The sequence below is a fragment of the Aliiroseovarius salicola genome (assembly GCF_027891095.1).
GTDB classification, from domain to species: domain Bacteria; phylum Pseudomonadota; class Alphaproteobacteria; order Rhodobacterales; family Rhodobacteraceae; genus Aliiroseovarius; species Aliiroseovarius salicola.
Genome location: NZ_JAQIIO010000002.1, coordinates 101,851 through 114,764 on the forward strand (window position 1 = coordinate 101,851; position 12,914 = coordinate 114,764).

The 12,914-nt window shown below is 57.7% G+C and carries 14 protein-coding genes; all 14 read left to right on the forward strand.

The window, feature by feature from the left end:
- Positions 1–40: 40 nt before the first annotated feature.
- A complete protein-coding gene (gene secY, locus O2N63_RS04180; RefSeq protein WP_271052975.1) occupies positions 41–1,396 on the forward strand; it encodes a preprotein translocase subunit SecY in 1,356 nt (451 codons plus the stop codon).
- Positions 1,393–2,037 (forward strand): adenylate kinase, encoded by a 645-nt coding sequence (locus tag O2N63_RS04185; protein ID WP_271052976.1) that lies wholly within the window; start codon positions 1,393–1,395, stop codon positions 2,035–2,037. The genes secY and O2N63_RS04185 overlap by 4 nt, the downstream gene beginning before the upstream one ends.
- A gap of 369 nt (positions 2,038–2,406) precedes the next feature.
- Positions 2,407–2,775, forward strand: a complete 369-nt coding sequence (gene rpsM, locus O2N63_RS04190; RefSeq protein WP_271052977.1) for a 30S ribosomal protein S13 — start codon at positions 2,407–2,409, stop codon at positions 2,773–2,775.
- A gap of 15 nt (positions 2,776–2,790) precedes the next feature.
- Entirely contained in the window at positions 2,791–3,180 is a 390-nt protein-coding gene (gene rpsK / locus O2N63_RS04195) for a 30S ribosomal protein S11 (protein WP_271052979.1), read from the forward strand.
- 112 nt (positions 3,181–3,292) lie between these two features.
- Entirely contained in the window at positions 3,293–4,309 is a 1,017-nt protein-coding gene (locus O2N63_RS04200; RefSeq protein WP_271052980.1) for a DNA-directed RNA polymerase subunit alpha, read from the forward strand.
- A 158-nt stretch (positions 4,310–4,467) separates the two neighbouring features.
- Positions 4,468–4,890: a 50S ribosomal protein L17 gene (gene rplQ / locus O2N63_RS04205; protein ID WP_271052981.1), complete on the forward strand. Its 423-nt coding sequence runs from the start codon at positions 4,468–4,470 to the stop codon at positions 4,888–4,890.
- A 262-nt stretch (positions 4,891–5,152) separates the two neighbouring features.
- Positions 5,153–5,764 carry a helix-turn-helix transcriptional regulator gene (locus tag O2N63_RS04210; protein ID WP_271052982.1) on the forward strand — a complete coding sequence of 204 codons (612 nt, stop codon included), beginning with the start codon at positions 5,153–5,155 and terminating at the stop codon, positions 5,762–5,764.
- Between the two features lie 57 nt (positions 5,765–5,821).
- Positions 5,822–7,156 carry a replication-associated recombination protein A gene (locus O2N63_RS04215; protein WP_271052983.1) on the forward strand — a complete coding sequence of 445 codons (1,335 nt, stop codon included), beginning with the start codon at positions 5,822–5,824 and terminating at the stop codon, positions 7,154–7,156.
- Positions 7,157–7,420: 264 nt separating this feature from the next.
- Positions 7,421–7,798 carry a fluoride efflux transporter CrcB gene (crcB, locus tag O2N63_RS04220; protein ID WP_271052984.1) on the forward strand — a complete coding sequence of 126 codons (378 nt, stop codon included), beginning with the start codon at positions 7,421–7,423 and terminating at the stop codon, positions 7,796–7,798.
- Positions 7,795–8,844, forward strand: a complete 1,050-nt coding sequence (locus O2N63_RS04225; RefSeq protein ID WP_271052985.1) for an RluA family pseudouridine synthase — start codon at positions 7,795–7,797, stop codon at positions 8,842–8,844. Before crcB ends, O2N63_RS04225 begins: the two co-directional genes overlap by 4 nt.
- 9 nt (positions 8,845–8,853) lie before the next feature.
- Positions 8,854–9,537 carry an HAD-IA family hydrolase gene (locus O2N63_RS04230; RefSeq protein ID WP_271052986.1) on the forward strand — a complete coding sequence of 228 codons (684 nt, stop codon included), beginning with the start codon at positions 8,854–8,856 and terminating at the stop codon, positions 9,535–9,537.
- The gene (locus tag O2N63_RS04235) at positions 9,534–10,256 is read left to right on the forward strand and encodes an ATP12 family chaperone protein (RefSeq protein WP_271052987.1); all 723 of its coding nucleotides are present in this window, start codon (positions 9,534–9,536) and stop codon (positions 10,254–10,256) included. The genes O2N63_RS04230 and O2N63_RS04235 overlap by 4 nt, the downstream gene beginning before the upstream one ends.
- Before the next feature lie 232 nt (positions 10,257–10,488).
- On the forward strand, positions 10,489–11,508 hold the full coding sequence (locus O2N63_RS04240; protein ID WP_271052988.1) for an amino acid ABC transporter substrate-binding protein: 1,020 nt from the start codon (positions 10,489–10,491) through the stop codon (positions 11,506–11,508).
- Between the two features lie 124 nt (positions 11,509–11,632).
- Entirely contained in the window at positions 11,633–12,901 is a 1,269-nt protein-coding gene (locus O2N63_RS04245; protein WP_271052990.1) for an amino acid ABC transporter permease, read from the forward strand.
- Positions 12,902–12,914: the final 13 nt, after the last annotated feature.

Sequence of the window (12,914 nt, forward strand, 5' to 3'; positions counted from 1 at the left end):
GGGAACGGTCCGGCGGCGTTTTACTTGATGAGGGGGCCTTATGGCATCTGCAGCAGAACAAATGGCGGCCAATATGAGCTGGAGCGCTTTTGGCAAAGCCTCTGAGCTTCGCCAGCGTATCTTTTTCACCATCGGCTTGCTGATCATTTATCGTATCGGCACCTATATTCCGGTCCCGGGCATTGACGCAAATGCGCTTCGTGACTTCATGGATCAAGCGCAATCGGGCATTGCCGGCGTTTTGGGCATGTTCACCGGCGGCGCGCTGTCGCGGATGGGCGTTTTTGCGCTTGGCATCATGCCTTACATCTCGGCTTCGATCATTGTGCAGCTTCTGAGTTCCATGTGGGAACCGCTGAAGCAGCTCAAGAAAGAAGGCGAGCAGGGTCGCAAGAAGATCAACCAATATACCCGTTATGGCACCGTTCTGCTGGCCACCGGGCAGGCCTTTGCGCTGGCGAACAGCTTGCAGGCGGGTGATCTTGTCACCACGCCGGGCCTTTTCTTCCTTACATCCTGTGTGATCACCCTTGTGGGTGGCACCATGTTCCTGATGTGGCTGGGTGAGCAGATCACCGCACGCGGCATCGGTAACGGCATTTCGCTGATCATCTTTGTCGGCATCGTGGCTGAAATTCCCGCCGCTCTGGGCCAGTTTCTGGCGTCCGGTCGCTCGGGTGCGGTCAGCCCTGCAGTGATCATTGGTGTGATGGTAATGATTGCCGTCGTGATTGCCTTTGTGGTCTTCATGGAGCGTGCGCTTCGTAAGGTTCACATCATGTATCCACGCCGCAATGTGGGCATGAAAGTCTATGAAGCCAACAGCTCGCACCTGCCGATCAAAGTGAACCCGGCAGGCGTGATCCCAGCGATCTTTGCCTCGGCGCTTCTGCTGCTGCCGACCACGATCTCGACCTTCTCGACCGGCCAGCATGGCCCGATCATGTCGACGATCCTCGCCTATTTTGGCCCCGGACAGCCGCTGTACCTCTTGTTCTTCACTGGTATGATTGTCTTCTTCACCTTCTTCTATACGAAGGAAGTTGCGTTCAAACCGGATGATGTTGCGGACAACCTGAAAAACCAGGGCGGATCCATTCCGGGCATCCAGCCAGGCAAGAAAACCGCCGCTGCACTTGATTATATCGTCACGCGCATTCTGGTTCTGGGTTCGGCCTATCTGGCCGCGGTTTGCCTGCTGCCCGAGATCCTGCGCAGCCAGCTTGCCATCCCGTTCTATTTCGGCGGCACCTCGGTTCTGATCGTTGTGTCGGTGACCATGGATACGATCCAACAGGTTCAGTCACATATGCTGGCACACCAGTATGAAGGGCTGATCGAGAAATCCCAATTGCGCGGCAAAAAGCGCAAGAAAAAAGGACCAGCCAGACGATGAACATCATTCTTCTCGGACCGCCCGGCGCGGGCAAAGGCACCCAAGCCCGTTTCCTGGTGGAAGAGCGTGGTATGATCCAGCTTTCGACCGGTGACATGCTGCGCGAAGCCAAAAGCTCGGGCACCGAGATGGGTCAGAAGGTCGCCGCCATCATGGATGCAGGCGAGCTTGTGACTGATGAGATCGTAATCGGTCTGATCGAGGAAAAGCTGGAAGGTGAGGCCGCTGGCGGTTTCATCTTCGACGGCTTCCCCCGGACCCTGCCGCAAGCTGACGCGCTTGGCGCGCTGCTTGAGAAGCACGGCAAGTCGTTGGATGTTGTGATCGAGATGCAGGTGGATGACGAAGCACTCGTTTCGCGCATCACCGCCCGCTCGACCTGCGGCAATTGCGGCGAAGGCTACAATGATATCTCGAAGCCCATTCCGGCCGACGGGAAATGCTCGAATTGCGGTGGCACCGAATTCAAGCGCCGCGCAGACGACAATGAAGAAAGCCTGCGCACGCGTCTGATGGAATACTACAAAAAGACCTCGCCGCTGATTGGCTACTACTGGGCCAAGGGTGACCTGAAATCGGTCGACGGTCTGGGCGAGATCGACGAGGTGAAAGCCGCGATTGCAGGAGTGATGGACAGCTGATCCGCGCTGCATTGAGAATTTCAAATCGCCGCGCATCTGTCGCGGCGATTTTGTTTTCTGTTGGTATTGGGGGCGTTGACCTTCTTGTCTCCTGAGGAGCCAATTCACCCCAGGATACTTGGGGCAAGTGGAAGAGCAGCAAAGTGAAATAGGGTGAGGTATCCATCCATAGGAACTCCATCCTTGACCTTTCCTTAAAACCCTTCTAAGTCACCCCATCCCTTACGGGAATCGGTGAGTCTGCAGGGTCGCTCCCCAAAGCCACCGGACCAGAGATTCAGCAAGGGCCCGCAGGACTTATCCCGGCGGGCTTTGGTTGTGAAAAAAGGTTCCGGGACTACGGAACCGCAACGAAAAGGAAAGTGACACGTGGCACGTATCGCCGGCGTAAACATCCCGACCCACAAACGGGTCCCGATCGCCCTGACTTATATCACCGGAATTGGCCATACTTCGGCCGCCGCCATCTGCGAAGCCGTTAACATCGACGTAACCCGTCGTGTGAACGAACTGTCGGATGCAGAGGTTCTGGCCATCCGTGAACATATCGACGCCACCTACACCGTTGAAGGTGACCTGCGTCGTGAAGTTCAGATGAACATCAAACGCCTCATGGATCTGGGTGCGTACCGTGGCCTGCGCCACCGTCGCAACCTTCCCGTACGCGGTCAGCGTACCCACACCAACGCTCGTACCCGCAAAGGCCCCGCAAAGGCCATCGCTGGTAAGAAGAAGTAAGGGAGGGTTTGACCAATGGCTCGTGATAAGACTCGTACGAAGAAAAAAGAGCGTAAGAACATCGCATCTGGCGTTGCTCACGTGAACTCGTCGTTCAACAACACCAAGATCCTGATCTCGGACGTGCAAGGCAACGCCATCGCGTGGTCGTCGGCTGGCACCATGGGTTTCAAAGGCTCGCGCAAGTCGACCCCGTATGCCGCTCAGATGGCTGCTGAGGACGCTGGCAAGAAAGCCCAGGAACATGGCGTGAAGACTCTTGAAGTTGAAGTTCAAGGCCCCGGTTCGGGTCGTGAATCCGCTCTGCGTGCCTTGGCCGCAATCGGCTTCAACATCACTTCGATCCGCGACGTGACCCCGATTGCCCACAACGGCTGCCGCCCGCCAAAGCGCCGCCGCGTGTAATCGCACCAAATTTCGCCGGGGCGCAGATTTTCTGCGGCCCGGCTTTTGTCGTTTTTTAACCTCGGGCGTCCTGCCTTACGGACATGGGGCAAGGACAGGAATGGAGGGACACATGATCCACAAGAATTGGGCTGAATTGATCAAGCCGACCCAGCTGGAAGTGAAGCCGGGCAATGATCCTGCACGTCAGGCAACCGTGGTTGCCGAACCGCTGGAGCGTGGCTTTGGTCTGACTCTGGGCAACGCGCTGCGCCGCGTTCTGATGTCGTCGCTGCAAGGTGCCGCCATCACTTCGGTCCAGATCGACAACGTTCTGCACGAGTTCAGCTCGATCGCTGGCGTCCGCGAAGACGTCACCGACGTGATCCTGAACCTCAAGGGCGTCGCCCTGTCGATGGAAGTGGAAGGGCCCAAGCGCCTGTCCATTTCGGCAAAAGGCCCGATGGTTGTGACCGCTGGTGACATCTCGGAATCGGCTGGCATCGAAGTTCTGAACAAAGACCACGTGATCTGTCACCTCGACGATGGCGCTGACCTGTTCATGGAGCTGACCGTCAACACCGGCAAAGGCTATGTCGCATCGGACAAGAACAAACCGGAAGATGCGCCGATTGGCCTGATCCCGGTTGATGCGATCTATTCGCCGGTCAAGAAAGTGTCTTACGACGTGCAACCGACCCGTGAAGGTCAGGTTCTCGACTATGACAAGCTGACCCTGAAACTGGAAACCGACGGTTCGGTTTCGCCAGAAGATGCTGTGGCGTTTGCTGCTCGCATCCTTCAGGACCAGCTGTCGATCTTCGTGAACTTCGACGAGCCGGAAGCTGCTGGTCGTGAAGCAGAAGACGATGGTCTCGAGTTCAACCCGCTTCTCCTGAAGAAAGTGGACGAGCTGGAACTGTCGGTCCGTTCGGCAAACTGCCTGAAGAACGACAACATCGTTTACATTGGCGATCTGATCCAGAAAACCGAAGCCGAGATGCTCCGCACCCCGAACTTCGGCCGCAAGTCGCTGAACGAGATCAAAGAAGTGCTTTCGGGCATGGGTCTGCACCTCGGCATGGACGTCGAAGAATGGCCGCCTGAGAACATCGAAGAGCTAGCGAAGAAATTCGAAGATCAGTTCTAAGATTGACAAATTTCCGGGGGCGGCGTAAAGCGGCCCCCGAAATGCTCGGAATGCCGAGGAAAACAAGGGCAATCCTGCCCCAAGGAGAGGGACCGACACGCATCGGTTCTCAGACAAAGTATCGCTCACCCAAGAGCACCAAATGAAGGATTAAGAAAATGCGTCACGCTCGTGGTTACCGCCGCCTGAATCGCACCCATGAACACCGTAAAGCCATGTTCGCAAACATGGCCGGATCGCTGATCGAACACGAACAGATCAAGACCACCCTGCCGAAAGCCAAAGAGCTTCGCCCGATCATCGAAAAAATGATCACCTTGGCGAAACGTGGCGATCTGCACGCCCGCCGTCAGGCCGCTTCGCGCCTGAAGCAGGACCAGCACGTGGCCAAACTGTTCGACGTTCTCGGCCCGCGCTTTGCCGAGCGTAACGGTGGTTACGTTCGCGTTCTGAAAGCTGGCTTCCGTTATGGTGACATGGCTCCGATGGCCATCATCGAATTCGTTGACCGCGACGCCGACGCCAAAGGTGCCGCTGACCGCGCGCGCCTTGAAGCAGAAGAAGTTGCTATCGAAGAATAAGATTGGTGTACACCGATCCAAAAAACCCCGCCTTCGAGCGGGGTTTTTTTATGCCCGTGACGAGTTTTGATATGCAAGCAAACTGGCGTATTTTGTCCGGAAAACAAATTTCAGATCGAATAGCCGCATTTCTGCCTTTGTTGTCATGTAAAATTGTATGGTTGGGCGATGTTTGCTGGGTAGCTATCGCTGATAAGTTGTTTGACAATAGCGAACCGGTCTCAAATATACGAAAGTGTAGTTGCGCAGAAAGCCGGATGAGATGAACGACGTAAATGGGCTTGAACAAGGTCTTTCGAGACTAACGGAATTGTCTCCCAAAGGTTATGCTTTGGGGCTGCATATTCGGTATGCTTCGGCCCATGTCATGATCCAGACATATGACACCGGTTGGAGCGAAACCTACACCGAGAAGGGGTATATGCTGGGTGATCCCACCGTGTTTTGGGGGTTCAGCAATGAAGGGGCAGTTCGCTGGAGCGAAGTTGACCTGCCTGATCCGCATGGCATCCTGGAGCAAGCTGCGGCTCATGGACTGAGTTACGGTTTGACGGTCTCGCATGGTCCAACCTCGTCGCGCACGATTGCAGGTTTTGCGCGCAGCGACCGCGAGTTCAACAATGGCGAGATCGCACAGATCAAAGAGATTGTTGCCGAGCTTCATGAAAACTCCACCCCACCGGAAAAACTGACCTCTGCGCAGCGTATGGCACTTCGCCTGATCGCCAAGGGCAGCCGCCACGCCGAGGCTGCGGCAATGCTGGGCATCTCGGAAAGTGCGCTCAAAGCCCGATTGCGGTCGGCGCGCGAACGCCTGTTTGTCCGAACCACCGCCGAGGCCGTGCAGCGCGCGCAGGAATATCACCTGCTGTGATCCGTCACCCGGCGTTTTGCTCTTTTCTCCAAATTTCGTGCGGCCTAGTCTCAGCCCATGGCTGATCTGTTTGACACACCACCTGATCCAAATGCCCCGGCGGGAACGGCCCCTGCCGAAAGCAATGCGCCGCGCCCCCTGGCGGATCGGCTCCGTCCGCACACGCTGGGCGAGGTGATTGGGCAGGAACAGGTGTTGGGCCCTGATGCCCCGCTGGGGGTGATGCTTGCCGCGAATGCGCTGGGGTCGCTGATCCTATGGGGGCCACCCGGCGTGGGGAAAACCACCATCGCGCGGCTTCTGGCCCATGAAACCAACCTGCATTTTGTGCAGATCAGCGCGATTTTTTCTGGCGTGCCCGAACTGCGCAAAGTCTTTGAAGCAGCAAAGATCCGGCGCCAGAACGGGCAAGGCACGCTTCTGTTTGTTGATGAGATCCACCGCTTTAACAAAGCACAGCAGGATGGGTTCCTGCCACATATGGAAGATGGCACCATTCTTCTGGTCGGTGCCACCACGGAAAACCCGTCGTTTGAGTTGAACGCTGCTCTGCTCAGCCGTTCGCAGGTGTTGGTGCTTACCCGCCTGTCCCTTGCGGATCTTGAGCGGCTGGCGCAGCGGGCGGAAAAGGAATTTGATCGCGCGTTGCCGCTGGATGGACCCGCCCGAGAAGCGTTGCTGGAGATGGCAGATGGCGACGGACGGGCGCTGCTGAACCTGATTGAACAACTGATGGCGTGGAAGGTTGAGGGCAAGCTGAATACCGAAGCCTTGTCCAAACGCCTGATGAAGCGGGCGGCGGTTTACGACAAATCCGGTGATGAGCATTACAACCTGATTTCGGCCCTGCACAAATCCATTCGTGGATCAGATCCGGATGCGGCGCTTTACTGGTTGGCCCGGATGCTGGAGGGGGGCGAGGACCCGCGTTTCCTCGCGCGCCGGCTGACCATGATGTCGACTGAGGACATCGGGTTGGCTGATCCGCAGGCCAACACCGTTTGTCTGAATGCCTGGCAAACCTATGAACGGCTGGGCAGCCCGGAAGGGGAGCTGGCGCTGGCCAATGCGGCGGTCTACCTTGCGCTCGCGCCGAAATCCAATGCGGCCTATGTGGGTATCAAGGCGGCGCGGCGGGCCGCGAAGAAAACCGGGTCGGAACCGCCGCCCAAACATATCCTCAATGCGCCCACATCGCTGATGGAGGATCAGGGATATGGTGCGGGATATGAGTATGACCATGATGCGCCGGATGGGTTTTCCGGACAGAATTATTTCCCGGATACGATGAAGCGTGAAGCCTATTACCTGCCGGTGGAACGCGGATTTGAACGGGAGTTGAAGCGTCGCACGGACTATTTCGCGAAACTGCGCGAAAAGCGGAAGGGGTAGGGGCGCTGCCCCTCGACCTGCGGTCTCACCCCGAGGTATTTTCAGCAAGAAAAAAGCCGGAGGAGGGCGCGAGGGGGGGTGAACACCACCCGCGGTGCCCGAGACTGTGCGGCGAATGCGGCGCTGGACGCTAGAGGATAGGCATCACACCGATGCACTCTGGGTGAAAGCAGTGCGGGATGAGGGTGACAGGCCTGCCCAACAGCGACGCGAAACATCCTCTGGCGCTTGACAACAGGGGCGGGGCGGCGCAGTCAGGCATCCATGATGACACATCTTCTGCAAGTGGCCCTTGGCGGGGCAATCGGCGCGTCCATGCGCTATCTGACCAATGTGGGTGCGACCCGTATGATGGGGCATGGCTTTCCTTCGGGCACCATGATCGTGAACGTGTTGGGGTCGTTCCTGATGGGCGTTCTGATCGTTGCGATTACCAAGAAAGGCGGGCAGCATATGGCGCCGCTCCTGATGACCGGGATCCTTGGTGGGTTCACCACCTTCTCGGCTTTTTCGCTGGATACACTGACGCTTTATGAGCGCGGCGAGCATGGGCTGGCACTGGGCTATGTGCTGGCGTCCGTGGGCCTGTCGCTGGCGGCGATTGTGGCGGGGGTCTTTGCCACCCGTATGGTGCTGGCATGAGTGGTGTGCAGAAAATCACAATCGGTCCGGGTGAAGCCGAACAGCGGTTGGATCGTTGGGTGAAGCGGATTTTCCCTCATGTGGGGCAGGGCCGGATCGAAAAGGGCTGTCGTAAGGGCGAGTTCCGGGTGGATGGCGCCAAGGCCAAACCCTCGACCCGTATTGGGCCGGGCATGGAAGTGCGCATTCCGCCGCTGCCTCTGCCAGATGATGCGGCGCAATATGCCGCGCCGAAACCCAAGCCGAAGGTCAGTGATGCGGACGCCAAGCTGATCCAATCCTGCGTGATTTATCGCGACGAGCATATCATTGCGATCAACAAACCGCCGGGATTGCCGACGCAGGGGGGCAGCAAGCAAAAACGCCATGTGGATGGGCTGGCAGAAGCTCTGAAATTCGGGCTGGACGAAAAACCGCGCCTCGTGCATCGGCTCGACAAGGACACCTCGGGCGTGTTGCTTCTGGCGCGCACGCAGGCGGCGGCCTCGGGCCTGACCGCAGCGATCCGGCACAAGGAAACCCGCAAGATCTACTGGGCCGTCGTCGCCGGTGTCCCTGTGCCTTATCTGGGCGAAATCCGCTTTGGTCTGGTGAAAGCAGGTGGCGGCGGATCCGGGCAGGGTGAAAAGATGCACGCGGTACATCCGCGTGACATGTCATCGACCCCCGGTGCTAAACGCGCCCACACGCTTTATGCTACGCTGTTCCGCGTTGCCTCTCGTGCCGCTTGGATTGCGATGGAACCGATCACCGGACGTACCCACCAGCTGCGCGCGCATATGGCTGAAATCGGTCATCCGATCATTGGCGACGGCAAATATGGTGGCTCGGGTCAGGAAAACCTCGGCGATGGCTGGGGGGCGATGATGGGCGGTGTGATTTCGAAGAAATTGCACCTGCACGCGCGGTCGATGACCTTCCAGCATCCGATCACGAAAAAACCGATCACTGTGACAGCGGATCTGCCCGAGCATATGGCGCAGACGTTTGACACGCTCGGTTGGACCCCGGATCTGGCGGCGGATGATCCGTTTGAGGCGCTGTAAGGAGCGATCATGTCTGATCTGAAACTGGTGGTTTTTGATGTCGATGGCACGCTGATCGACAGTCAGGATTTCATCGTCGAAGCGATGTCGCGGGCGTTTGCCGAGATGGGCGTGACACTGCCCACCCGCAAAGAGATCCTGTCGATTGTCGGGCTGTCGCTGCATGACGCGATTGCCACTTTGGTGCCGGATATGGCCGAACATGAGGTTGCCCGCGCCGCAGAGGGGTACAAGGACATGTTCATCAAGCTTCGCGCCGAAAAGGGTGGGGAGGCCGCAGCGCCGATGTATCCCGGCGCGCGCAAGGCGCTTGAGGAGCTGCACGCCCGTGATGAGGTCCTGCTTGGCGTTGCCACAGGCAAGGCGAAGCGCGGACTGGATCATGCGTATCACGCCCATGACATCGGGCATTTCTTTCTGACCAGTCAGACGGCGGACAATCACCCGTCAAAACCGCACCCCTCGATGCTGCAAACGGCGCTGGCCGAGACCGGGGCCGAGGCGCATCAGGCGGTGATGATTGGCGATACCAGCTTTGACATCGAAATGGGTGTGGCCGCGGGCTTTCGCACGATTGGTGTGACCTGGGGCTATCACGACACCGACAAGCTGATCTCGGCGGGGGCGGACCTGCTGGTCGAGACATATGACGCGCTGGTGCCGGCGCTGGAACGGATTTGGGGAACGACATGAGCGGATGGGCTGCGAAACGATTTTGGAAACAGACCGAAGTGGCCGAGGTTGCGGCTGATCTTGGGGGCGGGTTTACCATCACTCTGGACGGGCGCGCGGTGAAGACACCTGCAAAGACCGCCTTTGCGGTGCCAACCCGCGCTTTGGCCGAGGCGATCGCAGCAGAATGGGACGCACAGGAGAACGAGATCAATCCCAACACAATGCCGGTCACCCGCATGGCCAACTCTGCCATCGACAAGGTGTCGACGCAGTTCGAGGCGGTGGCGGACATGTTGGCCGCCTATGGCGACAGTGACCTGCTTTGCTATCGCGCCACCCAACCGGAGGAGCTGATCGACCGTCAGGCGGCAAACTGGGACCCGGTGCTCGACTGGGCAGCCGAGACCTTTGAGGCGCGCCTGAAACCGGTCTCCGGGGTGATTCATGAGGCGCAAGATTCGGCGACACTTGCCCGCCTGACCGCTGAAGTTCACGCGCTGACGCCGTTTGAACTTGCCGCTTTTCATGATTTGGTAGGAATTTCGGGGTCCCTGGTGCTTGGTTTGGCCGTTGCAAAGGGCCATTTGAGCGCCGATCAGGCCTGGGATTTGTCGCGGATCGACGAGAAATGGCAGGAAGAGCAATGGGGTGAGGATGACGAGGCAACCGAACAGGCGACGCTAAAGCGCGTCGCTTTTGTTGAGGCGAGCGAGTTTTTCCGACATTGCGCCGGATAAATCCGTCGCCTTGTGCGATTGTCCTTCAACCGTTGGGTTAGCGTATGACAGATTCTACCGCTTTCCTTTAGGTCAACTATCGATATTTTAGATGTAACCCTTGACGAATTCTGATGAATTCGCCCAAACTCCCTCCACGCTGAGAGGGGGGAGAGCCCTTTCGCAAACTTACCAACGGTCCTAGGACCGTAAATAAATCACCCAAAAGGGTGAAAATCAGGAAGAGGTAAATATGAAGAAAACCGTATTTCTTGGCGCACTGACCGTGGCCGGGCTCGCTGCTGGCGCTTCGGCGGCTGCAACTCTTGACGATGTCAAGGCTCGCGGCAAGCTGAACTGTGGCGTAGCAACCGGCGTACCGGGCTTTGCAGCGCCAGATGCAAACGGTCGTTGGGAAGGCTTTGACGTTGCTGTCTGCCGCGCTGTTGCTGCTGCTGTACTGGGCGATTCGGACGCTGTTGAATTTGTGCCGACCACCGGTAAAACCCGCTTTACGGCTCTGGCCTCGGGTGAAGTTGACATGCTGGCCCGGAACACCACCTGGACCCTTTCACGTGACGTTGACCTGAAGTTCACCTTCGTTGGTGTGAACTACTATGATGGTCAAGGTTTCTTGGTAAACAAGGATCTGGGCGTAAGCTCGGCCAAAGAGCTGGACGGCGCGACCGTCTGCATCCAGACCGGGACGACCACCGAACTGAACCTGGCGGACTTTTTCCGCACCAACAACATGAGCTATGAGCCGGTTCCGATCGAAACCCAAGCTGAAGCTCTGCAGCAATTCAACGCTGGTGCCTGTGATTCGTACACCACTGACGCATCTGGCCTTGCTGCTGCTCGTTCGACCTTCGAAGATCCGTCTTCGGCGATCATCATGCCTGAAATCATCTCGAAAGAGCCGCTGGGCCCGCTGGTCCGTCACGGCGACAACGAATGGGGTGACGTGGTGCGCTGGACGCTCAACGCTCTGGTCACTGCAGAAGAGTTTGGTGTGACGTCGACCAATGTTGCTGAACTGTCGGCTGCTGCAGGCGATAACCCTGAAATCAACCGCCTGCTGGGCACCGAAGGCAGCCTGGGCGAAATGCTCGGCCTGGATGCTGACTGGGCCCGCCGCGCAATTGCGTCGGTTGGTAACTACGGTGAAGTGTTCGCCACCAATATTGGTGAAGACACCCCGATCGGTCTGGCCCGTGGCCTGAACGCCCAGTGGCGTGATGGTGGCCTGATCTACTCGCCGCCGTTCCGTTAAGATTAGTTGAGAAAGGGCGTGGGAAACCGCGCCCTTTTTCCCTTTAAAGCGACTGCACTCTGGTCCTGCACGCACAAAGACGTGTCATTCAAGAAAATCGCCAGAGGCAACGGGGATATCCCAAATGACCACCACAACTGATCCGCATCAGGCGTCCTTCCGCCTGTCGATGCTTCTATATGATAGCCGCTATCGGTCGATGACGATCCAAATCATCGCGTTGATCGGCTTCCTGACCCTTCTGGGTTGGCTGTTCTCAAACACCGCCAACAACCTTGCCGATCTGGGCAAGGAACCCAGCTTCCGGTTTCTAAGCGAACCGGCTGGCTATGACATCAACCAGCGTCTGCTGGAATATACCAACCGCGACACCCACATGCGCGCTGCCCTGATGGGGCTGTTGAACACGCTGCTTGTGGCTGCGCTGGGCTGTGTCACCGCCACCATCCTGGGTGTAATCATTGGCGTCCTTCGCCTGTCACCCAACTGGATTGTATCGCGTCTTTCCGCTGTTTACGTGGAAGCATTCCGCAATGTGCCGGTCCTGCTCTGGATCGTGTTCACGATGGCGATCCTGATCGAAACCCTGCCTGCGCCAAAGGCCTTCCGGGGCGAAACCCCCGAAGCGACGATGAAGCTTTTCGACAGTGTAGCCTTCACCAACCGCGGCACCTATATCCCGGAGCCGCTGTTTTCGAACACGCTGGGCAACCTCCATTTCTTCGGTGAATCCAGCCTGCGTTTCGACGTGAGCCTCGATCTGATCCTGCTGGCTGTTTTGTTCTTCGGTGGAATTTTTGCCTCGATCAAGATCAAACGCCGCGCGGATCGCATTCAAGAGCAAACCGGTGATCGTCCGACCACCTGGTACTGGAGCCTTGGCGTGATCTTTGTGCCGACCCTCATCGTTATGGTCGCTCTGGGTTTCCACCTCGGCTATCCCGAACTGAAGGGCTTTAACTTCAAGGGCGGCATTTATATGCGGAACTCCTTGATTGCCCTCTGGCTGGCGCTGTCGCTGTACACGGCTGCCTTTATCGCCGAGATCGTACGGGCGGGCATCTTGGCCATCTCCAAGGGCCAGACCGAAGCCGCCGGTGCGTTGGGTCTGCGTCCAAACCGGACCATGAACCTGGTGGTTTTGCCGCAAGCCCTGCGGGTGATCATTCCGCCATTGATCTCAAACTACCTGAACCTGACCAAGAACTCGTCGCTGGCGATTGCGGTCGGATACATGGACATTACGGGCACATTGGGTGGCATCACCATGAACCAGACAGGCCGCGAGCTTGAGACGGTTCTCTTGCTGATGCTGGTTTACCTGGCCATCTCGCTGACGATTTCGGCGGTGATGAACTGGTACAATGAATCCGTAAAGCTGAAGGAGCGCTGATATGTCCGATATG